This window comes from Bacillus sp. BK450, assembly GCF_004364885.1.
Classification (GTDB): Bacteria; Bacillota; Bacilli; order Bacillales; family Bacillaceae; genus Bacillus; species Bacillus safensis.
Window position 1 is genome coordinate 319,304 of the sequence record NZ_SOBQ01000002.1, and the last position, 22,427, is coordinate 341,730.

General features: G+C 42.5%; 22 protein-coding genes, 1 pseudogene and 1 other annotated feature. Of the genes and pseudogenes, 9 read left to right on the top strand and 14 right to left on the bottom strand.

Translation table 11 applies throughout. The features are described 5' to 3' along the window. Positions 1 to 24 precede the first annotated feature (24 nt). From EV579_RS06780 to EV579_RS06800, 6 genes are all read right to left on the bottom strand, one after another. Positions 25 to 1,287 carry a response regulator aspartate phosphatase gene (locus tag EV579_RS06780; protein ID WP_024422883.1) on the bottom strand — a complete coding sequence of 421 codons (1,263 nt, stop codon included), beginning with the start codon at positions 1,285 to 1,287 and terminating at the stop codon, positions 25 to 27. Positions 1,288 to 1,415: 128 nt separating this feature from the next. After that, the gene (locus EV579_RS18955) at positions 1,416 to 1,562 is read right to left on the bottom strand and encodes a hypothetical protein (RefSeq protein ID WP_155762198.1); all 147 of its coding nucleotides are present in this window, start codon (positions 1,560 to 1,562) and stop codon (positions 1,416 to 1,418) included. Between the two features lie 27 nt (positions 1,563 to 1,589). Beyond that, entirely contained in the window at positions 1,590 to 1,829 is a 240-nt protein-coding gene (locus tag EV579_RS06785; RefSeq protein WP_024422884.1) for a YqkC family protein, read from the bottom strand. A gap of 12 nt (positions 1,830 to 1,841) precedes the next feature. Then, positions 1,842 to 2,168: an iron-sulfur cluster biosynthesis family protein gene (locus EV579_RS06790; protein WP_024422885.1), complete on the bottom strand. Its 327-nt coding sequence runs from the start codon at positions 2,166 to 2,168 to the stop codon at positions 1,842 to 1,844. Between the two features lie 79 nt (positions 2,169 to 2,247). After that, positions 2,248 to 3,222, bottom strand: coding sequence for a GNAT family N-acetyltransferase (locus EV579_RS06795; protein WP_024422886.1), 975 nt, complete (start codon positions 3,220 to 3,222; stop codon positions 2,248 to 2,250). Then, positions 3,219 to 3,698, bottom strand: coding sequence for a GNAT family N-acetyltransferase (locus tag EV579_RS06800; protein WP_024422887.1), 480 nt, complete (start codon positions 3,696 to 3,698; stop codon positions 3,219 to 3,221). The genes EV579_RS06795 and EV579_RS06800 overlap by 4 nt, the downstream gene beginning before the upstream one ends. Before the next feature lie 279 nt (positions 3,699 to 3,977). Between EV579_RS06800 and EV579_RS06805 the strand changes: the two genes are divergently transcribed. The 4 genes from EV579_RS06805 (at position 3,978) to EV579_RS06820 (ending at position 7,606) form a co-directional block, all read left to right on the top strand. Next, entirely contained in the window at positions 3,978 to 4,427 is a 450-nt protein-coding gene (locus EV579_RS06805; RefSeq protein WP_024422888.1) for a YfmQ family protein, read from the top strand. A 152-nt stretch (positions 4,428 to 4,579) separates the two neighbouring features. Beyond that, complete coding sequence (locus tag EV579_RS06810) at positions 4,580 to 5,812, top strand: DNA polymerase IV (protein WP_073206206.1); 1,233 nt, start codon at positions 4,580 to 4,582, stop codon at positions 5,810 to 5,812. A 15-nt stretch (positions 5,813 to 5,827) separates the two neighbouring features. After that, complete coding sequence (locus EV579_RS06815; protein ID WP_024422890.1) at positions 5,828 to 6,172, top strand: YolD-like family protein; 345 nt, start codon at positions 5,828 to 5,830, stop codon at positions 6,170 to 6,172. A 198-nt stretch (positions 6,173 to 6,370) separates the two neighbouring features. After that, complete coding sequence (locus EV579_RS06820; RefSeq protein ID WP_133744173.1) at positions 6,371 to 7,606, top strand: MDR family MFS transporter; 1,236 nt, start codon at positions 6,371 to 6,373, stop codon at positions 7,604 to 7,606. Between the two features lie 32 nt (positions 7,607 to 7,638). Here EV579_RS06820 and coaA read toward each other — a convergent pair whose 3' ends face one another. Beyond that, positions 7,639 to 8,598, bottom strand: coding sequence for a type I pantothenate kinase (gene coaA, locus EV579_RS06825; protein ID WP_024428044.1), 960 nt, complete (start codon positions 8,596 to 8,598; stop codon positions 7,639 to 7,641). A 188-nt stretch (positions 8,599 to 8,786) separates the two neighbouring features. Between coaA and EV579_RS06830 the strand changes: the two genes are divergently transcribed. Continuing rightward, positions 8,787 to 10,115: a CoA-disulfide reductase gene (locus tag EV579_RS06830; RefSeq protein WP_133744174.1), complete on the top strand. Its 1,329-nt coding sequence runs from the start codon at positions 8,787 to 8,789 to the stop codon at positions 10,113 to 10,115. 63 nt (positions 10,116 to 10,178) lie between these two features. Here EV579_RS06830 and EV579_RS06835 read toward each other — a convergent pair whose 3' ends face one another. Both EV579_RS06835 and EV579_RS06840 read right to left on the bottom strand, forming a co-directional pair. Beyond that, positions 10,179 to 10,955 (bottom strand): SDR family NAD(P)-dependent oxidoreductase, encoded by a 777-nt coding sequence (locus EV579_RS06835; protein ID WP_133744175.1) that lies wholly within the window; start codon positions 10,953 to 10,955, stop codon positions 10,179 to 10,181. Positions 10,956 to 10,967: 12 nt separating this feature from the next. After that, a complete protein-coding gene (locus tag EV579_RS06840) occupies positions 10,968 to 11,918 on the bottom strand; it encodes an MBL fold metallo-hydrolase (protein ID WP_044332765.1) in 951 nt (316 codons plus the stop codon). Between the two features lie 169 nt (positions 11,919 to 12,087). Beyond that, positions 12,088 to 12,299: a binding site (T-box leader), on the top strand. 41 nt (positions 12,300 to 12,340) lie between these two features. On the opposite strand from EV579_RS06840, the gene proC reads away from it, so the two are divergent. Then, a complete protein-coding gene (proC, locus tag EV579_RS06845) occupies positions 12,341 to 13,168 on the top strand; it encodes a pyrroline-5-carboxylate reductase (protein WP_024428040.1) in 828 nt (275 codons plus the stop codon). A 36-nt stretch (positions 13,169 to 13,204) separates the two neighbouring features. Here the strand turns inward: proC and EV579_RS06850 are convergent, their stop codons facing one another. Both EV579_RS06850 and EV579_RS06855 read right to left on the bottom strand, forming a co-directional pair. Beyond that, positions 13,205 to 13,684: a DinB family protein gene (locus EV579_RS06850; RefSeq protein WP_133744176.1), complete on the bottom strand. Its 480-nt coding sequence runs from the start codon at positions 13,682 to 13,684 to the stop codon at positions 13,205 to 13,207. 106 nt (positions 13,685 to 13,790) lie between these two features. Next, positions 13,791 to 15,404: pseudogene (locus EV579_RS06855) on the bottom strand (M20/M25/M40 family metallo-hydrolase). 140 nt (positions 15,405 to 15,544) lie between these two features. Here EV579_RS06855 and namA point away from each other — a divergent pair. Both namA and EV579_RS06865 read left to right on the top strand, forming a co-directional pair. Then, positions 15,545 to 16,561: an NADPH dehydrogenase NamA gene (gene namA / locus EV579_RS06860; protein WP_133744177.1), complete on the top strand. Its 1,017-nt coding sequence runs from the start codon at positions 15,545 to 15,547 to the stop codon at positions 16,559 to 16,561. 120 nt (positions 16,562 to 16,681) lie between these two features. Continuing rightward, entirely contained in the window at positions 16,682 to 17,446 is a 765-nt protein-coding gene (locus tag EV579_RS06865; protein ID WP_024422899.1) for an alpha/beta fold hydrolase, read from the top strand. A 46-nt stretch (positions 17,447 to 17,492) separates the two neighbouring features. Here EV579_RS06865 and EV579_RS06870 read toward each other — a convergent pair whose 3' ends face one another. Together EV579_RS06870 and rnz are read right to left on the bottom strand one after the other, a co-directional pair. Beyond that, entirely contained in the window at positions 17,493 to 18,800 is a 1,308-nt protein-coding gene (locus tag EV579_RS06870; RefSeq protein WP_133744178.1) for an aspartate aminotransferase type Ic, read from the bottom strand. 138 nt (positions 18,801 to 18,938) lie between these two features. Further along, positions 18,939 to 19,868, bottom strand: coding sequence for a ribonuclease Z (gene rnz, locus EV579_RS06875; protein ID WP_133744179.1), 930 nt, complete (start codon positions 19,866 to 19,868; stop codon positions 18,939 to 18,941). 221 nt (positions 19,869 to 20,089) lie between these two features. On the opposite strand from rnz, the gene zwf reads away from it, so the two are divergent. Then, on the top strand, positions 20,090 to 21,565 hold the full coding sequence (gene zwf, locus EV579_RS06880; protein WP_095408951.1) for a glucose-6-phosphate dehydrogenase: 1,476 nt from the start codon (positions 20,090 to 20,092) through the stop codon (positions 21,563 to 21,565). Between the two features lie 47 nt (positions 21,566 to 21,612). Here zwf and EV579_RS06885 read toward each other — a convergent pair whose 3' ends face one another. Continuing rightward, positions 21,613 to 22,335, bottom strand: coding sequence for a GntR family transcriptional regulator (locus EV579_RS06885; protein ID WP_024422902.1), 723 nt, complete (start codon positions 22,333 to 22,335; stop codon positions 21,613 to 21,615). Between the last annotated feature and the right edge of the window lie 92 nt (positions 22,336 to 22,427).

Consider the following 22,427-nt stretch of genomic DNA (forward strand, 5'->3'; position numbering starts at 1 on the left):
AGCAGTTCGTCCCCTCTTTTTGAGCTAACTTATACGATAGTCACCACTGTTGTATGGTGTCTGCCCGCAAGCTCCATATGGCTCTCTTCCGATTGCTGCTGACTCATGACCGATAATCCTGCAGTTGCTGCCAATAAAAGAACTATCAAACTCGTTTTCATATAAATGACCCCCATTTTGGATTTTTGATATGGCTTGAATTTTCCTTTCGTAAAACCGGGTAGATACTTCAAACAGTCCAAGCTCATTGTAATAATGAGCCGCATCAAGTGCCAATTCCTCAATATCTGGGTATAAGCGCTTGTCCTCGAGCAGGTCTAATGTATCGTCTATGATTGTTATGTCTGCATCAACGTATAATGCTTTTAAGAACTGAAATTTGCAGATGTAAATTTCATCTTCTAATTCACAGGCCTTCATAATACCTTGTTGATAGAGGGTTAACGACTCTTTTATTTGTTTTTGTTTAAACAGGATTTGTGTCAGCATAAATAGTGGGTCTAGAGAGCGATTAAGATGGGTTAAATTCTCCTTTTCAAACACTTCAATAGAGTCTTTTAGATAACGGCTTGCTTCCGCAAGATCGTTCATTTGATAATAACAGTTACCTAAGTTGAAAAGGGCCGAACCTATGACTCGAGGGTTTCCAATTGAGCGTGCTCGCTTTAGAGCATTTTTAAAGTAGGGCAATGCATGTTCATAGCATTTCAAATCATCATAGTTTGCACCAATGACAAATTCACAGTGGATGATTCTCAGCGTGTACGTTCTGTAGGCAGAATACGTATCTAACGCTTGCAAGGCATAGTGCATCGAAAAGTGGGTTTGTTTCATGTGGTAGTAAATTTCTGCTAATTTAAAGTAAAATTCTGCTCTTTCTATATCATCTGATATGAGATTGAGCTTTTTTTCTGCTGAGCGGTAATAAGCAATGGCACTTAAATAGTTTCTCTGTTCAAATTCAAACATTCCTGTGAAAAAATGAACATAGTATTCAAGCATATCCGTTAATTTCGTTTGTGAATGTTCAATCGTTTCTAGCAAATTCTTAATCTCTTCATCATTCGAGGCTTTCTTTGCCGGTTCAAAATATTCAAGCATCACCTTGTGACGAAAATCCATCAGCTGGTAAAACAATAACAAGTTTTGATCCTGCTCCATCTCCAGGATTTCCTGCTCGATCTCCGCCTTCAGCTTCTCTGCTTTCATCACATGAAATCCGCAAATCTGCCTATACCATTCGTTTATTTTGATTCCAACCTGAGGCGATGACAGCTTGAGCTTCAATTCACTTTAGCACCTCCCTTCTCATATACGATACATGTTGTATTCTATCACATTTCCTCGAATGGAAGAAATATGAAATGTCATTTTTCGCAAAGTTTTCGGTATCCCGCAATTAACGCTGCAAATGCCTATTTTTCGGCATTTACAGCCATTATTTTTTTATTTCCAGCTTGCTCATTTTGTCGAATTGTTTGTTGAAAAACGGCTTTTTCCGTTCCCAAAAGATCATTTTCCGGATTAGACAGCCATGCGGTTTGATGAGATGATGAACGCACGAAAAAAACCCTTTCGAAAAAGGGCTTTTATAATACATCTGTTACTTGGTCCATATTCTCTTTGATCCAATTGACAGCTAATTCGAGCGTTGGAAATTCTTCTGTTTCAAATGTGACTTCATCTTGAAGAAGCCAAACGTCCTTTTTCACCGAATCCATTCCACCTATTGACCAGTGCAAAAGGCTATAGGGATGATTGTTATTTAAAAACGACACCCATGTTTTATTTTGTGCCGTATTTTGTATCACTTTTAGCTTTTGATCCACTACATTTCCACCTTACTTTACAAGTATACCCATTCTCGGGCTGAGTATTTGTTGAGGACTTTTCAACATGAGTGTGTTGGCTTTTTCGTTAAAATCAATCGTCATTTCCTCGTCAAAAAAGACCTTTTGTACTGTGTGTATGTACAGCTTAAAGAGCTGATTATGCTTGAGTTCTTCCCATTCGCCTGTTCTTTCACCTGTGAGCCAAATCATTGGGACACCGCTTACCGCACAGCCGCACCCATCTGAATCATATCGAAGGAGCAGTTCTTTTGATTCATGCCCTGCTTGTTGTTTTGTAAGGAACGCTGCTGCTTGTTCTGTTATATGAATATACATGCCGAACATCCTTTTTTCGTTGATTGTTACATTGTAACATATCAGTCATCAATTAAACATGTTCACGCCCTGTTAGCTCTTATGTCTGATCATTTGTCTTTAATTGGTCTGACCAATTGTACGCTTCTTGTTCAATTTCTTTAATGAGCTCATCTTTTCCTTTGATATAACTTGCCATATCTTCAGGATAGGCTTTTGCCAATTGACGCTTTTTATCTGCATAGGCTTTGGCACGATCAGGTGCAGCTTTTAAATAATCTCGGAACACCAAATGCCTTTTTACATCATCATGTCCGGCTTCATAGGCGTGAACGTGATGTGTTCGGTTCAAGCCTCCTTTTCTAAAAAAACGTCTTCCCTTGAGTCCATTTTCTCCGAGCGGTTCATATCCAAGCTGGCGAAACAGGTGGTTACACTCATCTAACGTGCTGATATGCTTCACCTCTAGCAAGATATCAATAATTGGCTTAGCCGCCATTCCTATGACTGACGTACTGCCAATATGGTGGCCATATACCCAGTTGTCGCCAACTATCTTTTTCAGCTTGTCATGCTCATCTTGAAATTGTTTTGGCCAGCTCGATTGGTATTCAATCACTTCCACCTTTCGAAGCATCAAACGTTCCATCTTTGTTAACATCAGATTGTTTTCCACCTGCAAACGGGCCTTCTGTTTAAACCCTAGTTTTTCATAAAGCTTGATTGCTGGTGTATTTGCCTCTGCTGTTGTGAGCTCGATTGTTTTTTGATACTGGATAATGGATTGCAGGAGCGCTGTCCCGATTCCTTGATTGACATGTTGTGGGTGCACAGCTAACCGGCTGAGGATGATCCGATCATCATGCAGTTCATATGAAGCGATTCCTAACAAATGCCCCTCTTTTTCAAAGCCTATGAAAATCTCATCTGTTTCTATTATGTCTTGAACCGTTTCTTTTAAGGGCGGTAAATCTTGATAGCCAATTTGTTCTGCCTCCCGCTGATATGCAGCCAATTGGATATGTAACAGCTCTTTCGCTTGTTCTTCATTTTTTTGATCCAGTCTGATGATCATGTTTTCGCCTCCAGCTTTTTTACAAATAGCACCCGGTCTTCATGAATGCCGTCGTAATCTGAAAAAACTGAAATGCCATCCACTGTTTTATCTCCCTTTTCTATCTGAAAACCGAGCTTTGTATGGTAAGCAATCGAGACTTTATTGACAGGAGCTGTAATAGCCTTAATCGTTGTTCTTCCTTCCTTTTCAGCCGCTTCATAAAACGCTTGATAGAGAATTTTGCCAATCTTCAATTTCCGGTGGTCTGGATGTACCCCAACAAAGTGAATATACGCTTCATCTGAATGCGATTGCGATAAAAAACCGACTAAAAAGCCGATCAGTTCACCTTTTTCAACAACGACAAAACTTGTTTGCTGAAAATGTTCGAAAAATAGCTTTGGCAATTTCGCTCGTAAATCTCTGCCTCCCCACCAGCTTTGAATGACGGATGTGACCGCATAAAAATCTGACGGCTTCACTTGACGTATCATGATGGCCTCGCCCCTTTTCATTTTTAGCTGTACCGCTCTTTTTTCACAAAAAATCAACTGTTTCAATAGTCTACCTGTCTGATCAATTGTTTGTAAAGGTGATGTATCAGCCTTTTTTCCTTTCAGCTTTGTTGGTTCTTCGTTCTTTTGCTATCATCTCCTTTTAAATCTTCACACTTATTTCAAAAAGTTCACTTTTTATGCGAAAGATCCATTCTTTTGTTATGTTAAGATGGTTCATATAGGAAATGGAACAAACGTTTATTGGAGATGATGATATTGGTTTGGATTGTTACTTCACTTGTTGTGTTTAGTCTTTTAAAGCTGCTTGTCACTTCGCTGCCTTCGGGTGTTGTTGAACGCCTTTTTAGTCGTTATGCGGTGCATGCAAAAGTAACAAGTGATCAAACAACGATGACGTTTCAAGGACGTCCACTCGATGATCAGCAAACATCCGAAATTATTCAACATTTTAATGATGCGATCTTTATTGAACGCTATTATATTTATCCTGGTGACGAAGAGCGTTTTCTTCATCCACAGGAAGGGCCAGCGCCGCTTACCATGCAAACAAAGCTTGGCAAGCATGATGTAACCCTTTATCTGTATCATTACGATGACCACGTGGATGTGGTGCGGCAGTTTACCCATAAGCCTAAGAAAAAACTAACGGCCTATCGTTTGCGTTCTGAGCCGCTCCAAACATCCAATAACTTAGCACATGCTTAAAATGACTCATTTTACCCAGATGAGACGAAGTGGAGACACTTCGTCTTTTTTGTATGGATTTACACTCTTCTCTTTGAATGATTTACCAGTATCAATTTCACCTTCTGGCGGTTAAAATGTATACAGAACATACGTTCTAAGAGGTGAAAATCATGAATGAACGAGCCATTCTGCTTGTGGATATGCAGTCGTTTTATGCGTCAGTCGAAAAAGTGGAGGCTCCCCATTTGAAGGATGTGCCGCTCATCGTCTCAGGAGATCCCGAGCGGCGGAGCGGGGTCGTACTTGCGGCCTGCCCGCTCGCTAAAAAACGGGGCGTACAAAATGCATCAAGATTATGGGAAGCAAAGGAGAAATGCCCTGAAGCCGTCGTCGTACGTCCACGTATGCAGCGCTACCTTGATGTTTCTGTCATGATGACAGAACTGCTTGAACAATACACGGATCTTGTCGAACCCTATTCAATTGATGAACAGTTTCTCGATATTACGGGAAGTGTGACACTACTCGGTTCGCCGCGCGAGATCGCTCAAAATATACAAACGACCATTATGAACCAGACAGGCATTTACGCACGTGTTGGCATTGGTCCTAATAAAGTGCTTGCTAAAATGGCCTGTGATCATTTTGCTAAAAAAAACAAATCTGGCATCTATGAACTTCGTGCAGACCGGGTGGCGGCTGATTTATGGCCGCTTCCGATTGGAAAATTATTTGGTGTCGGCAAACGGATGGAGCACCATTTAAAACGAATGGGTATCAGTACCATCGGGACGCTTGCTGCTTATCCGTTAGACCGGCTAAAAAAACGCTGGGGAATCAACGGAGAGCTTCTGCAGCGAACAGCTTTAGGACACGATCCCTCCCCGGTCACTCTTCACACACATGATCAGCAAAAAGCGGTTGGGCATCATATGACCCTTCCCCATGATTATGCGTCCTTTGAGGACATCAAAGTCGCCCTTCTTGAATTGAGTGAAGAAGTCGCAAGACGTGCGCGCTTTAAGCATTATGTTGGGCAAACGGTGTCGGTTGGCGTAAGAGGCGCTGATTTTTCTCATCCGACTGGATTTCATAGACAAATCAAGCTCCATTCCCCCACACAATACGGGACAGATATTGCAGACGCAGCTATTCAGCTATGTCAGCAGCACTGGGACGGCCAGCCCATTCGCAGTGTAGGTATTACTCTCTCACAGCTGCAGCCTGACAGCCACTATCAGCTGAGTTTATTTGATCACCATTTCAAAAAAGACAGACTCAGCAAAGTATTTGATGCGATCCATATGAAGTATGGACCTGCTGCACTCTTGCACGCTTCGTCACTAACAAGCGCAGGGCAGGCGTATCACCGCGCCGAAAAAATTGGTGGACATTACAAATAACGGAGGCGAACAGCCATGAATCCCAATAAATTAACACCTGGATACAACATCATGTGGGAATCAAGCCGAATGATGCTCCCAGAGCACCGTGAACAGCTGCTTGCTCAAAAACGGAAGAAAAAAGAATACACGCCTCCTTCGCTGAGTACTGATCAGTTAGAGGAAATGAATTTTTTGATCACACAGTCGATTACAGAGGACCAAGCGATTTGCGTAACATATGCTGCAGCAGGTATGAAACAGCAGTTTTGGGGCTGGGTGAAAGCCATTCATTATGAAACGCAGCGCATAAAAATCGTCAATGATGAAGATGTTCTCCACCTGTCCTTGCAGCAAATTGTCGCGATTGATCTTGATTAAATTGTCTTTAAGTGACCGTACGAATCAGCATACTAAAAGACTAGAAGCATCGACAGAAAAAAACATGCTCTCCAAATTTGCGAGCTATTCGGGCCTCCTCTGTCATATGACGGATGTCTCCTCCATCAAATTGTGTATTTAATTTGCACAATTTTTCATGTATGATTGGAACATCTTAACACTCAGGGGAGAAACATCATGAAAAATAACTTACGTACTTTACATCCACTTAGTTGGACGATCATCATCGGCACCATATTCGGCCGAATGGCGACGTCCATGAGCATTCCTTTTTTGGCCGTTTATTTGACACAAGTCAAAGGGGCTTCAGCTTCTTCAGCTGGGTTAATCATTGCCGTCAGCTCCCTTATTGGGATCGTAGCGAGTTTTTACGGCGGCTATGTTTCTGACCGAATCGGCAGGAAAAAGGTCATGCTTCTATCCATCTTCGGCTGGACACTTGTCTTTGTTGGCTTTGCGTTTGCAGATGCCATTTGGGTCTTCTTTCTCATGAACGCTTTAAACGGACTGTGCCGGGCACTGTTTGAACCAACGTCTAAGGCGCTCTTATCTGATGTCACCCCATCAAGTATTCGGTTGTTTGTTTTTAATTTACGGTATACGGCCATTAATATCGGGGTGATCTTCGGCCCGCTGCTTGGCTTATATCTAGGATCATCGAAAACAACATTTCCATTTCTTGTCGCTGCCTTCATTTATTTGTTATATGGATTAACACTGGCCTGGCAATTTCAGAAGCATCCAGTTGCTGCTCCAGAAAACACGAAACAAATCAGCGTCAAAAAAGCCCTTTCCATTATCCAAAAAGATACAGTCTTTAGCATCATTCTCATCGGCGTTACCTTATGTTCGTTCGGGTATTCACATTTAAGCTCAACGCTGCCTCAATACTTATCAGCGTCACCTATGATTGAGGATGGTCCTAAACTGTTTGGATATCTTTTATCTTTAAATGCAGTGGTTGTCATTGTCATACAATACCCGCTCATCATGATTGCAAAGCGCTACTCCACCATTTTGTCGCTGACCACCGGGAATATTCTTCTTGCCGGCAGTTTGTTTGCCATTGCTTTTTCACAAAGTCTCGGCATGCTTGCTTTCATCATTGTCGTGTTTACAATTGGGGAAGTTCTGCTGTTTGCGATGATGGATCTTTTTATAGACAATATTGCAAAGCCAGAAGTGAAGGGATCGTACTTTGGTGCGATGGGATTTTCTCAGCTCGGCAGCGTGGTCGGACCATTTGTCGGCGGACTGTGCATTGACTATTTTGGCGCAGCCCATCCCCTCTCCATTTTTACGGTCTTGTCAATGATCACCATCGCAGGCGTTCCATTCTTACTCATTGGATATTACCGTCTAAAAAAGCGATCGGCAGCAGCCATAGCTGTTAAAGTAAGTGGAGGTCATTAAAAAAACCGCTCTCTCGTTTGAGCGGTTTTTCTTTATACCCGGCGGATGGCGATCTCTTCCACCTTGTGCTGATCCCCTTTTTTCAAAATGAGGTCAGCTCGATATTTTGTCGGTAAAATATTTTGATATAAATTAGGGCGATTTACGGTATTCCAAATCGTGCTTGCCATCTGATCTGCCTCTTCATCCGTCAAATCTTTATATTGATGAAAAAAGGATTCAGGATCTTGGAAGGCTGTTTCTCTGAGCAAACGAAACCGTTCTTTATACCATGATTGAATTTGCGTTTCAGCGGCGTCAACATAAATCGAAAAATCAAAGAAATCTGATACAAACACACGCGGTTCATCCTTCAAATCATCCAGCGCTGGTGATTGGAGCACATTGATTCCTTCAATAATGACAATATCCGCATCCTCTACTGTTTCATACACCCCTTCTAGCCGGTCATAGGTCAGATGAGAATATACCGGGGCATGCACAGTTTGTTTACCTGATTTTAATTCATTCAAAAAAGACAGCAGGGCTTTGACATCATAGCTTTCCGGGAAGCCTTTCTTTTCCATCAGCCCTCGATCCTTTAATTCTTTTTGAGGATATAAAAAGCCATCTGTTGTCACAAGACTCACCTTCAGCCCATCTCCAAGTCTCGATAAAAGCGTTTCAATGATACGAGCCGTTGTGCTTTTCCCAACAGCTACACTTCCAGCAATCCCAATTAAAAAGGGAATTTTGGCATGATGCGGGTAGTTTAAAAAGGCATTCACATGCTGGTTTTTTTGTTTTTCTGCAAAGACATGTAATGTCAGAAAACGAATAAGCGGTATGTAAATATCTCGAACTTCTTCAAGCGATAAATAGTCATTTAATCCTTGCAGCGCTCTCGCTTCTTCTTCAGAAACAGATACCGGCATATATTCTCCAAGAGCTGCCCAGGCCTCTCTCGTATGGCGCGTGTATAGCGTATTAAAATCTAGTCGCGTGTCACTCAAAGTCTTTCCCACCAATCTTCACTAAACTCGTAACCCAAAAAGACGATAATCCGATTGTAGCTTAAAATGAAGGCGCTGTCTTTATTTTTCAACGAAAGTTTGTTTGTTTTGCGAAAAAAAGCATTAAAAAAAGGAATATGAGGGTAAATAAGAGTATTCAGTACGATAGATAGAAGGGAGCACACTAAATGAAATATGTGATGATTGGCGGAGATGCAGCTGGAATGAGCTGCGCTATGCAAATATATAGAGAGGATCCAAATGCATACATTGTTGCTTTTGAAAAAGGAGAGATTTTCTCATATGGACAGTGCGGACTCCCCTACTTGATCGGCGGTCTCATTGATGATCACAGAAAGCTGATCGCACGCAGTGCTGAAACCTTTCGTGAGAAATATCGAATTGACGCCAGATGCTTACACGAAGTGACCTCCATTGACCCAGAGCAAAAAACAGTGTCGGGTCATCATACGAAAACAAAAGAACCCTTTACAGAAAGCTACGACCGCCTCTTAATTGCGACAGGAGCAAGCCCTGTCACACTGGATTTAGACAGCCAGCCATTAGAAGGCGTACACGTATTAAAAACCATCCCGCATGCGCTGTCCATTTTAGACCATTTAAAAAAGGACATCACACATGTCACGATTATTGGCGGTGGATATATCGGCCTTGAAATGGCTGAAAATTTAAAAGCGCTTGGAAAAAACGTACATATCATTCAGCGGGGAGCAGCACTCGGCCCGGGCTTTGACTCCGATATGGCAAAATATCTTAAAGAAGAGGCTGACGCCAAGGGCATTCACGTATCGCTTGGAGAAACGGTACAGCAATTAGAAGGCAAGTCACATGTCACAGCTGTTATCACAGACAAACAAACCATACAAACAGATATGGTCATCATGGCCATCGGTGTCACTCCGCAAACCTCCTTTTTACATCATACCGGAATCAAGCGTCTTCAAAATGGCGCTATTGCAGTAAATGAATACATGCAAACCAATATAAAAGACATTTATGCTGCCGGTGATTGCGCGGCAACCTATCACCGCATCAAAAAATCACTGGATTATATTCCGCTCGGCACAACTGCGAATAAACAAGGGAGAATCGCAGGCTTTCATATGACAGGGACAAACCGGGCGTTTCAAGGCGTGACTGGAACAGCCGTCATGAAATTTATGGACGTGACAGCGGGACGAACAGGCTTATCAGAAAAAGAAGCAAAAGAGGCGGACATTCCTTTCTCCGTCATCACCATTGATAGTACAGATCACGCGAAGTATTACCCAGAAGCGCAGAAAATGAAAGTGAAACTGATTTACAGAAGCGATGACCATACCTTGCTTGGTGCCCAAATCATCGGCAGAAACGGTGTAGATAAACGGATCGATATCGTGGCGGCTGCCCTTTACCAAGAGCTGACCATAACAGATCTTGAAGATTTAGATATTAGCTATGCACCGCCGTTTAACAGTGTATGGGACCCGCTTCAGCAAGCGGCAAGACGGATATAGAAAGTGTCACAATGAAGCCTCACCTCAAAAAAAGAAACCAGTTCAAAACCGGTTTCTTTTTTGTTACTTTTTCATCATCGCTTTTCGTGCTGCTTTTTCAAATAAAAATGGGAATAACTGATACAATTTGCTGCCAGCATTCATCCAGCCGGGCAGATTAATCTCTCTCTTTTTCGTCATCATGGCAGATACGACCTTCCCTGCCACCTTGTCCGCACTCAGCATCATAAAATCAACGTTCTTCACATATTCACCGCTGCGGTCAGCAATGGTAAAGAAGTCTGTGGCAATTGGTCCTGGGTTGACCGTCGTCACGTGAATGCCTGAGTCTGCCAGCTCCATTCTGAGGCTGTTTGAAAATCCAAGAACGGCATGCTTTGATGCGGAATAAATAGCTGATTTGGGAGTCGCAATCTTTCCTGCCTGGGATGCGATATTGATAATATGTCCCTGCCCTCTTTGCTTCATCTCAGGGATGACCTTTTTCGTGCAGGCAATTAAGCCAAACACATTCACCTCAAACATTGACACCATTTCCTCTATGGAGGCATCTTCGACGAGATCGAATACGCCAAAGCCGGCATTGTTGACCAAAATATCGACCGGCCCCACTTCTTCATACGCCCGATCAATGTCCTCAAGCTGGCTGACATCAAGCTGAGCGATGTGACACACCCCGCCAGCACTCATAATTTTTTCTTTCACACTAGTAAGCCTTTCCACTCGTCTTGCTGAAATAATGACCTCTGCGCCTTCTTCTGCTGCCAAGCAAGCCATTTTTTCACCAATGCCCCCAGATGCGCCAGTAATCCAAATCCTTTTTCCTGTCAATCGCCCCATGTGTCTCACTCCTTAGTTTGCTCTGTAATAGACGATTCCGTCTTTTTGCATTTCTTCAATTCGCCCAGCCTCTAAGAGCACATCCAGCTGCCCGACTGTCTCAGACATCGTTAAAAACAAGGCCTCTTCATACATCACAGGAAATAGCTTGCGGCAAAGATGAAAGGCCGTCATTTCTTTTTGTTTAAGCAGCTGATACATCGTATTTGCTCGTTTCTCTTGTTTTTTAAATCTTTCTTCAATCAATTCATGATGGGACGTGATGAGCTGACCGTGTCCTGGATAAATCGTCTTGATTGGCAGACGCAATAACCGATTGAGTGATGCTTTATATTGAAGCAGTGATTTTTGACGTTCCTCGCCCTCATACGGTGCTTCCATTAACGGATTTGAAGAAATGGTCGTCAAAAGCAGGTCGCCGCCAATAAAATTCCCCGTTGTTTCATCTAGAAAGGAAAGATGAGACTGTGCGTGTCCGGGTGTTTCCATCACAAAGAAGTGTTCATGCCCGCTTAAACGATCACCTTCTTTTATGATCTCATCTACATGTGAAGTACAAGAATATGTATAAGATTGCTTCACCATTTTTTCACACTCATTTTGCCGAAGCGGGACACCTAACTGCTGAAAAAAAGGAATCATAAAGTCCACTTGGCGCTGCTTAAACACTGGATCCTGACTAATATACGGCTCATTTAGCTGGTGTCCGATCACACGGACATGAGGTTTCATCAGATTTAACAGACCGACATGATCTGCATGATGATGGGTCAGCACCACCTGATCAATATCGTCTATCGATAAACGATGTTCCTTTAATTGCGTGACAAAAGCATGCTCTGCCTCTTCTGTCATCGGCCCGCAATCTACTAAGGTTACGGCCTCTCCTTTTAATACATATGCATACACATCCCCAACAGCAAACGGCGTCGGGATGGATAATTGAATGATCTCTTCTTTCACTTTTATACGTCATCTCCTGCTTTTTGACTCATGATTGTGGGTACTTAAGCCTTCTTACTTCATTGTATCTTGCAAAAGGCAGACTGTCATGCGGTTTAGACGGGCAATTTTTTTAACTGCCCCTATTGACATAAACTTGTCCATCGTTGCATAATGAACAACAAATATATGATGCGCGATGACAAGGATTAGTAAGCAAAATAATGATGCAAGAGAGTGAGGTCCGCCGGCTGAAAGACTTCACCATCCTCTTATTTGCTGAACCTGCCCTTTGAGCTGTTAGGCAAACCTAAACGTTTCCCGCGTTAAGGGACTAGAGCTGAGTATGCATGTTTGCATGCTAATTGAGGGTGGTACCGCGAAAAACCTTTCGTCCTTTTCAGGCGAGAGGTTTTTTTATTTTCTACAAGGAGGAGCAGCTTATGAGTAAAATTGGATTTATCGGTGCAGGCTCAATGGCAGAGTCTATGATCAAAGGTTTATTAAAAAGCGGCATGATGTCGAATGAAGATATCATTGTGACAAACAAAACGAATGAAAAACGATTAGAGGAATTACAGGCGCGTTATGGGGTCAAAACGGATTTCGCTCGGTCCTTTATTTATGAAGAAGCGGATATTCTCGTTTTTGCCTTAAAACCGAAGGATGCAGAAAGCGGAATTTCTGAAGTCCGTCCTCATTTACATGGACAGCTGATCATTTCTATTTTAGCGGGTATTTCTATTGAAACGATTCAACACTATGCTGGCGGAAAGAGTGCAGTCGTTCGTGCGATGCCAAATACATCAGCGGCGATTCAGCAGTCAGCAACAGGTATTGCCGTAAGTCATGAAGTGACAGAGGAGCAAAAGAAAAAGGCCGTCGAGCTGTTTGAAACGATCGGGCATGTCACAGTATTAGATGAATCGCAGCTAAATGCTGTGACAGCCATCGCAGGCAGCGGCCCTGCCTTCATTTATCATTTGATTGAAGGAATGGAGCGAGGTGCTTCAGAACTTGGAATGGACCAAGCAACTGCGAAATTACTCATTTGCCAAATGATTGCGGGCGCCGCTAATATGCTTCAAGACAGCGGAAAAGAGCCGGCCGAACTGCGCAAAGAAATCACAAGTGAAGGCGGAACAACAGAAGCCGGCCTGAACACACTGGCTGCCTATCAATTTGAAGAGGCCGTTGTCGATTGTGTCAAAACAGCCACTAAACGCGCAGCAGAATTAAACGAAATGTTTTCAGCAAGCACGTATAAATGAATTTAAAAAGCACCTGTTTTGATGACAGGTGCTTTTTCACTGCCTCATTGACATGATGGCTTTGATTTGATCCAGATGATGTTGTTCATGTAAAGCGATGGTTTCAGCTAATACTTTGACGGTCATCACTCCTTCTTCCGGATGCAGACCTGATTGTTCCCATATATCTTTTTCTAATAGCCGAAGCGTGTTGTTTCTTCTCTCTTTCATCCGTTTGATCAATGCTTTGATCTCCTCTGCGTTATACCATTCATAAGCTCTTTCTTTCACATACATTTCAGGATCATATGATTGAAAGGGCGTGTAATGATCTGATATCGCCTGCTCTATCCGCTCTGACCAGACTTCTTCTGTGTCATACAAATGCCCGGCAAGCTGCTTGATTGACCACTTCCCCTCCCCCAAAGATTGATCCAATGCGTTATCATCACAAGCCTCCACTAGCTTCTCTAGTTCACGCATACTTTCCTGAAGCGATGTGATGATGTCTGATTTTGTTAATTTCCCAGTTTCCATTTAATTTTCTCCCTCCCTTCAAATAAATGTAAGTCTTCTTTAATATCATCTTCTATTTATTAAATAGAAGCCCTATCATCAAGATAGAGCTCTTCATTACATCTACTTATTTTTTCTCTAATAAAGCATGAATCGTTGATTCTAGCAATTCTGGCAAAATGCCAAAAGAGAACGGGACGTGCAGCCGTTCTGTCCATTTGTGCGGGTCCTTTCCTAGTGGACCTACGTTGATGACTGGAACGTAAAGGGCTTCCTTTTCTCCTTGTGGTAAAGAATAGCCTTTTTGGTAAAGCGGCATATTGGTTGTATAATGACCTACCTCCTACTTTTCGAGCTGTAAGTAACTTAAATCAGACAATCCCGGGAAATATTTCACTTCCTCTACTTCAAGACCATATACCTCTTTTGCCTCTTTTTGAATCTTCTTGAATGTCTTCTGAATATGCGGATCTTCTGTTGAGGACACCGAAGGGTAAAATGGCGGACTATAAAATAGAACAATCAGCGGTCCTTCTTCCTTACATAGCGTCGTCAGCTCCGAGACAATTTTCGTTGAAAAATCACGATCTCCAAGTTCACCTCGGTTGGCGAATGCATAGTTGACAATGCGCTCGACTTCCTGTTCACCAGAGCGTTCTGCGGCTTTTTGATACAGCTCGTGATACGTAAGAACCGTCACCTGAGTGTCAATTGGAGTAAAGTGTTTAAAGCGCTGAAAGTCCGCTGTTTTTTGCTGAAGATTGGCCTCGATTTGGTCTGCTGCTTGTTTCGCAGTTTCATAGAGAAGTCCGTGCAGTTCTTCACTTGAACGTTTCATCATGAGCACATTAAATAAAGATACGGCTGTGTGAGGTGTTTGAACGGAATAGGCTTCTTTCAAGTCCTTTTGCATTAAGTTCGTTGGAGGCGGTGTTACTTCACCATCTACTTCCTCACAATAATCACTATTGAGCTCTAACAGCCTGTTTAGTTCAGATACCATAAAATTCGCATTTAAGCCTGAGAAAGGCTCTCCTACATGTGTTTCAATCCCTTTACAGAAAAATCCGGCTAATACCTTTCCTATACTGCCTGTATACATATAATGATGTTCATCCCCTGGATACTTTTCAAACATGGGCTCACTGTTTAAACAAGCGGTATAGTCAAGATCATGCTTTTCTTTGAGCTCCTTTAGTTTCGGCACAGCCTCAAGCATTCCTTGTGAATTCACTTCTTCATCAGGAACTGTGACGAGCAGGACATTTCCATCAAATGTTCCTGTCATCGCTCTTTCCAGCATAGAAAGCTGCACGGTGAGACCTGCTTTCATATCCATGGCCCCTCTTCCAAACAGCCAGTCGCCTGAAGCAAGGTCCTCTCTTGCCCTCTTTGGAAGAAGCTCACTTTTTTGCGAAAAGGAAGCCATTAACTCTTCAGGCTTGCATGCCATGTTTTGAAATTCGCCGTAATCTTCTGTATCGACTACATCAAAGTGACTAAGAAGCAGCACGGTACGCCGCAGCGTACTGCGCTTCACAAGTGCCGTTAAATAATACCGGCCATCTTTCATCGGATGCAAAGCCAAATGATGAGGGTTCTGCTCAAAATAAGGCCGCTCCCTTAGCAAATAATATAAATATTCCGCTAACGCGACTTCTCCTGTTGTACCTGATATGCTTTCATACTGCATAAGAGCTGTCAGGAGCTCCCTTAGTTCACTCTCTGTTTGCCATTTCATCCGTTCTCCCCCTTTGATGTCTCTATCTCTCCATTATACAAAAACGTGTATAAAAGCTATATTCTTTGAGCACCTTTTATGACGAAAGTTTGAATGGCTGTTATAATCGGCTATACAATTCCATGAGGAGGCGAAGGTATTTGGAAACAAAACTCTTTTCACCTTGGACATTAAAAGGTGTTACACTGAAAAACCGCATCGTGATGTCCCCGATGTGTATGTATTCATCCTATGACCGTGATGGGAAATTACAGCCTTTCCACTTCACACATTATATTTCCCGTGCACAAGGTCAGGCTGGTCTCATCATGGTGGAAGCAAGTGCTGTATCTCCTGAGGGAAGAATTAGTGATCAAGACCTCGGTATTTGGAGCGATGAGCACATTGAAGGATTCGCTTCATTAAACGAACAAATCAAAGCATACGGAACGAAGACAGCCATCCAGCTAGCCCATGCAGGACGTAAAGCTGAACTTGATGGAGACATTCTTGCACCATCAAGCATCCCATTTGATGAAACATCTAAAACCCCTGTCGAGATGTCTGTTGATCAAATCAAAGATACCGTTCAGGCGTTTCAGGATGCAGCTGTACGGGCAAAAAAAGCGGGTTTTGACATCATTGAAATTCATGGTGCACATGGCTATTTGATCAATGAATTTCTTTCACCGCTGGCGAACCACCGAACAGACGATTATGGCGGTTCACCAGAGAACCGTTACCGTTTCTTAAGAGAAGTCGTAGACGCAGTCAACGCCGTATGGGACGGACCGTTATTTGTCCGTGTGTCGGCTTCTGATTACACGACAAAAGGACTTGATATTGCAGATTATATTGGGATTGCCACTTGGCTCAAAGAGCAAGGTGTCGACTTAATTGATGTCAGCTCAGGTGCTGTCGTGCAGGCGAAAATCAACGCATTCCCCGGCTACCAAGTAACATTTGCAGAGAAAATAAAAGAAGGAGCCGGCATTCAAACAGCAGCTGTCGGTCTGATTACATCTGGTGTACAGGCAGAGGAGATTTTACAAAATCAGCGTGCGGATTTGATCTTTATTGGCAGAGAATTTTTACGGGATCCATACTTCCCGAAAACAGCTGCTCAAGAGCTCCGTACATCCCTCGAAAGCCCGCGTCAATATGATCGCGCTTGGTAAAAGCTCTTAGGAAAAAAGGTGTCTATTTTTCGAAATAGGCATCTTTTTTGTTTTTAAGAGAAACATATCTGCCTTTTGTGCCGTCTTTTAGCTAAAGAACCACTTAGAGGAGATGGAAGAATGAATTCGGCAATGATTGAAAAAATGTATCATATAGATGGACACCACTTTTATACAAAACATCGTCAAGGTAAAAGGCAAGCCACGATTATCTTTGAAGCAGGCTATGGCATTTCTAGTGATACGTGGTCGAATATGGCACGTGATATTGACCCAGAGCTTGGGGTTTTCTTATACGACCGTTTAGGAAATGGAAAGAGCAGTGAGAGCGGTGAAGGAAGAACCTTGCATGACCTCGCTGATGATTTAGATGCACTGCTGAAAGAAGCCAATATTCAGCCGCCATTTCTTATTGTCGCTCACTCATTTGGCTCTCTTGTCAGCCGGTTATGGGCAAGCCGCAGAGGAGATGATGTCATTGGTATGGTGCTGTTAGACCCGGCAAGTGAGGAGCAAGAGCAGGTGATCCTGCCGCTTTTATCAAAGGAAGAACGCACTTCATATATGGCGCAGTTTACAGCAGAATGTACGCATGAGGACTTTCAGCAAATGCTAAGCACAATCAAAGAGGAGCAAACCCATTATGGAATGATGCCGCTTCTTGTCATTTCATCAGGTAAGAGCCGATTGTTTCACCCAGCTCATGAAGCTTGGCTCAGACTTCATAAACGCATGCTGTCTTTGTCATCCCAAAGCGGATGGATTCAGGCGCAAAACAGCTCGCACTATATTCATCATGATGAACCGCATATTGTACAGCTTGCTATCTATGATGTATGGTGCGCAGCCAAACAACCTGTCTCCTATTATCAAACGGCTAATTAAAATAAAAAACTCCTTGACCCGTTATGAGTCAAGGAGTTTCTTTTATTTATGCCGTTGGAGCAGATTGACTTTTTTCTGAAAGCAGCTTTTCAATGCTGACAAGCTGAACACATAATGTAAAGATGTCGATCGCTTGCTCTAGTTCTTCAAGAGCCGGAAATGTTGGTGCAATGCGAATGTTACGATCAAGCGGATCTTTTCCATATGGGTATGTTGCACCTGCACCTGTCATTGTGACACCTGCTTCTTTTGCTTTTTGCACAACAGCTTTTGCACAATGATCAAGTGTATTTAAACTAATGAAATATCCGCCATTTGGCTTGTGCCATTCAGCAATGTCTTTCCCGCCAAGTTTTTCATCAAGAATGGAAAGAACGAGGTCAAATTTCGGCTTAATGATCGCTGCATGCTTTTTCATATGTTCCTTCAAGCCTTCTGGATTCTTAAAGAAACGAAGATGTCTTAGCTGATTAATTTTGTCTGGTCCGATCGTTTGAATCGATAATTGCTTTTGAGTGAAGCTTACATTGTCAGGGCTAGACGCCATCAGTGCAACACCTGAGCCTGGGAATGTAATTTTAGACGTAGACGCAAACATAAATACACGGTTCGGGTATCCTGCCTCTTCAATTGCTTGAAAAATATCTTTTAACGTATCAGGTGTATCCGTTAGATGGTGGACTGCATATGCATCATCCCAAAAAATGCGGAAGTCGTCTGCTTTTGTTTTCATTGAAGCTAGGCGGTCAACGACTTCATCTGAATACGTAATGCCGTCTGGATTGCTATATTTAGGTACACACCAAATGCCCTTAATCGCTTCATCTTCTGCGACCAATTTTTCTACCTGATCCATATCAGGTCCATCAGCCTTCATATCGATAGTGATCATCTCTATGTTAAATAGCTCACAAATGGCAAAATGACGATCATACCCTGGGCTTGGTGCAAGGAATTTTACCTTTGGCAGCTCTCCCCAAGGTGTTTTGCTGTCACATACGCCGTGAGTCATCGCACGTGCAATGGTATCATGCATCATATTCAGGCTTGAATTACCGCCGATGATGATTTGTTCTGGTTTTAAATTGAGTACTTCTGCAAAAAATTTCTTCGTTTCAGGAAGGCCTGTCAAGCCGCCATAGTTTCGCACATCTGTGCCATCTTCAGCTGTCATTGCATCCTTTGATGTCACAACATCGAGCATGCCCATAGACAAGTCGAGCTGTTTTGGTGAAGGCTTCCCTCTAGACATGTCTAAGTGCAAGTTTTTACTTTTGTAAGTTTCATACTCATTTTGTAGTGCCACATATAGGTCATTCAATTCTGCTTCACTTAATGCTGTAAAACCGCTCATCTTTGATTGTGCCTCCCGTATTCTTCATAGTTTAATTCGTCATTTGTTTTTCTTCACCATTTTACCACTACCTGAAAAAGAGCGTCATCATAAATATCAAAAAAATCACACAACTTTTTTTGACGATTCATCCAATTTTTACAGGGTGCGTTCAATGGGGAAAGAAGAGAAATCATGTGCAGCTTCTGTCAGCGGGAATATATCGCGGGCTTCTTTCAACAGTTGTTTCAGTGCCTCTTCTCCTTGGTACCGTGCACTTATATGGGTCAAAATGAGCCTTTTTGCGCCTGCTTCCTCTGCTGTTTTCGCTGCTTGTTCTGTTGTACTGTGATAATAATTGTAGGCTAAATCTGCATCTTCTTTACCGAATGTTGCTTCATGGACTAACACATCCGCATTTTTGGCAAGCCTTGTTATATTCTCGCACAAACGGGTATCTCCTGAAAATGCAACGATTCTCCCTTTTTTAGGGGGTTCCAAATAATCGGTTCCATCAATGATTCTTCCATCTTCGAGTGTCACGGTTTCCCCATTTTTCAACTTCTGATACAAAGGTCCAGGTTTTACACCGATTTCTTTTAGGTCTTCAGCTTTTAATGAACCAGGCATATCTTTTTCCACAACCCGATAACCGTAAGCTGGAATCCCGTGAGAGACTCTTCTTGCTTCTACTTGAAAGGTATCATCTTCAAACACGACCCCTTCATCTATTTCTATGATATGCAGCGGATATGTCAAATGCGTTTGCGAGGCTGAAAGTGCTGCGTTCACAAAGGCCTTAATGCCCTTTGGTCCATAGATCGTCAATTCATCCTCCCCGCCTTGAAAGGATCTACTGCCAAGGAGTCCCGGAAGGCCATATACATGATCACCGTGCATATGTGTGATAAATATTTTCTCGATCTTTCTCGGTTTAATCGTTGTATGTAAGATTTGGTGCTGCGTTGCTTCTCCGCAATCAAAAAGCCACACTGCATTTCTTTCTTCTAAAAGCTTTAGCGCTGTGCAAGTGACGTTTCTTGTTTTTGCAGGTATGCCTGCACCTGTTCCTAAAAAGAGCAGTTCCATTACTTTTCCTCCTAAAGCCGGTATACAATATCTTCATTCATATAGAATACATGAAGACAAGGTAAATGTGAATTCAGCGGAATTTTTGAAAAAAGTGAAACGAGAGCAGAAAAAGTCGAATCAAATGTTTGCTTTACGAACAATGAAGCTTTAAAATAAAGAAAATGTACATACATTCTCGGTTTTTACAACAATGCTACGAATAAAGTGAGGTACTTCTCGTGAATACAGAAACTAACAACCCTAAAGCAGTCATTGTCATTTTTGGCGCAACAGGAGACCTTGCCAAACGCAAGCTCTACCCTTCTATACATAGACTTTATCATAGCGGTAAGCTAGGTGATCAATTCGCTGTTGTCGGAGTTGGACGCCGTCCGTGGTCTCATGAGGACCTCAGAGCTGTGGTAAAGGAATCTGTTTCTTCTGATGATGCAGAAGCGAAAACAGAGGAATTCATTTCACATTTCTATTATCACGATTTTGACGTATCAAGCCCTGCTTCCTATCAAGCGCTTAACACGCTTTTAACAGGCCTTGAAGATACGTACAGTATTCCAAATAACCGCATGTTCTATTTAGCCATGGCACCGGAATTCTTCGGAACGATTGCGAAGTTCCTAAAGAGTGAGGGCGTATCAGAAACAACCGGCTGGTCACGACTTGTCATTGAAAAGCCATTTGGGCATGATCTGCCAAGTGCCAAAACATTAAATGAAGAAATTCGTGATGCATTCACAGAAGATCAAATTTATCGTATTGACCACTATCTTGGTAAACAAATGGTTCAAAACATTGAGGTCATCCGCTTTGCGAATGCTATCTTTGAACCACTTTGGACAAACCGCTATATCTCAAACATTCAAATTACATCCAGTGAATCATTAGGGGTTGAAGACCGGGCTCGTTATTACGAAAATTCTGGTGCACTAAGAGATATGGTCCAAAACCATATGCTTCAAATGGTTGCCCTTTTAGCAATGGAGCCGCCAATTAAACTCAATACAGAGGAAATCCGCAGCGAAAAACGGAAAGCATTGCGCGCACTTCGTCCTTTTTCTAAAGATGAGGTCGATCAATTCTTTGTCCGCGGACAGTATGATGCTGGTACGATGGATGGTAATGTCGTTCCTTCTTATCTGGAAGAGCAAAATGTTGATCCGAACTCAAACACAGAAACGTTTGTGGCAGGGAAACTGCTGATTGATAACTTTAGATGGGCCGGGGTGCCATTTTACATTCGGACAGGAAAACGGTTAGAAAAGAAATCTACTCAAATCGTAGTTCAATTTAAAGACATTCCAATGAACCTGTACTATGGAAACGGAAATGCCATGCATCCAAACTTACTTGTCATTCACATTCAGCCAGATGAAGGCATCACCCTTCACCTGAATGCCCGCAAGCTGGATGGCGGCACGTATGCGAAACCGATTAAGCTTGACTACCAAACAAACTATAACGACATCATGAATACACCAGAAGCATATGAAAAGCTGATTCATGACTGCCTGCTAGGCGATGCAACAAACTTTGCTCACTGGGACGAGGTGGCACTTTCTTGGAACTTCGTTGATCCGATTTCTGAGAAATGGGCAGAAAGCAAAACATTAAAACCAAACTATCCTGCTGGTTCTATGGGGCCGAAAGAAGCTGATGAGCTTCTAGAAAAAGATGGATACCATTGGTGGAATATATAAAATCATATGAAAAAAGAGCAGTCTCCCTTGGGGGTTCTGCTCTTTTTTTAACGTCCTGTTTTCGTGATTTCAACCGTTGAAAAGTCAAATTTATCATAGCGATGATGGCTAAATGAGTATTCAAACGGCTGCCCTGCGTTTAAATAAGCAACCTGCTCGACTTCAAGCACAGGATCTGTTGGGTCACACCCTAAATACTGCTGATCCAGCTGATCTGATTTAGCCGCTCTAATTTTTTTGTGCGCACCTGCTATTTTTAAATGAAGCTGATTTGAAATGTAGCCATAGATAGAACCCAGTAGAACTTCTTCATCTATGCCCTTAATGAGATTGACAGGCATAAACGTTTTTTCTAATACGTAAGGCTCTTCATCCACAAGACGGAGCCGGATGATATCATAAACAGGTGTGGTTGAGTCAATAGATAGATGGGCTGCCACCTCTTCGCTTGGAAAATGGACATCAAAATGAATGATTTGAGTCGTGACGTTTTTATCCGCCATGACTTTTGTGAACCCTTTATTTTCATGGCCCGATACATTGATTGCCCCTTGATTGAGCGCTGCTTTTACAATAAATGTACCGTGGCCTCTTTTTCTAAAGAGCAGACCTTCTGCAACGAGAAGATCAAGCGCACGTTTCATTGTCATTCTGCTGCATTGAAATTCGGCGGCAAGCGAGTTTTCATCTGGAATGGGTTGATCTTCTGGATAATAGGCTGTTCCTATTCGTTTTCTGATTTCTTCTGAAATGAGTTCGTACTTCTTCATCTCACACCACCAACTGACTTGTTTTTTCATAGCGCTTTATTCTAGAAGGAAATATGGCGTTTTTTAGCCTTCCTCTCATTTTACACTAAGGG

Bases quoted from the DNA above. Each gene is read 5' to 3' on its own strand.
- EV579_RS06865 (WP_024422899.1), top strand. From the start codon at position 16,682: ATGAATTCGGCAATGATTGAAAAAATGTATCATATAGATGGACACCAC.
- EV579_RS06800 (WP_024422887.1), bottom strand. From the start codon at position 3,698: ATGATACGTCAAGTGAAGCCGTCAGATTTTTATGCGGTCACATCCGTC.
- EV579_RS06795 (WP_024422886.1), bottom strand. From the start codon at position 3,222: ATGATCATCAGACTGGATCAAAAAAATGAAGAACAAGCGAAAGAGCTG.
- EV579_RS06810 (WP_073206206.1), top strand. From the start codon at position 4,580: ATGAATGAACGAGCCATTCTGCTTGTGGATATGCAGTCGTTTTATGCG.
- EV579_RS06885 (WP_024422902.1), bottom strand. From the start codon at position 22,335: ATGAAGAAGTACGAACTCATTTCAGAAGAAATCAGAAAACGAATAGGA.
- EV579_RS06870 (WP_133744178.1), bottom strand. From the start codon at position 18,800: ATGAGCGGTTTTACAGCATTAAGTGAAGCAGAATTGAATGACCTATAT.
- rnz (WP_133744179.1), bottom strand. From the start codon at position 19,868: ATGGAACTGCTCTTTTTAGGAACAGGTGCAGGCATACCTGCAAAAACA.
- proC (WP_024428040.1), top strand. From the start codon at position 12,341: ATGAGTAAAATTGGATTTATCGGTGCAGGCTCAATGGCAGAGTCTATG.
- EV579_RS06850 (WP_133744176.1), bottom strand. From the start codon at position 13,684: ATGGAAACTGGGAAATTAACAAAATCAGACATCATCACATCGCTTCAG.
- EV579_RS06830 (WP_133744174.1), top strand. From the start codon at position 8,787: ATGAAATATGTGATGATTGGCGGAGATGCAGCTGGAATGAGCTGCGCT.
- EV579_RS06820 (WP_133744173.1), top strand. From the start codon at position 6,371: ATGAAAAATAACTTACGTACTTTACATCCACTTAGTTGGACGATCATC.
- EV579_RS06835 (WP_133744175.1), bottom strand. From the start codon at position 10,955: ATGGGGCGATTGACAGGAAAAAGGATTTGGATTACTGGCGCATCTGGG.
- EV579_RS06790 (WP_024422885.1), bottom strand. From the start codon at position 2,168: ATGTATATTCATATAACAGAACAAGCAGCAGCGTTCCTTACAAAACAA.
- EV579_RS06815 (WP_024422890.1), top strand. From the start codon at position 5,828: ATGAATCCCAATAAATTAACACCTGGATACAACATCATGTGGGAATCA.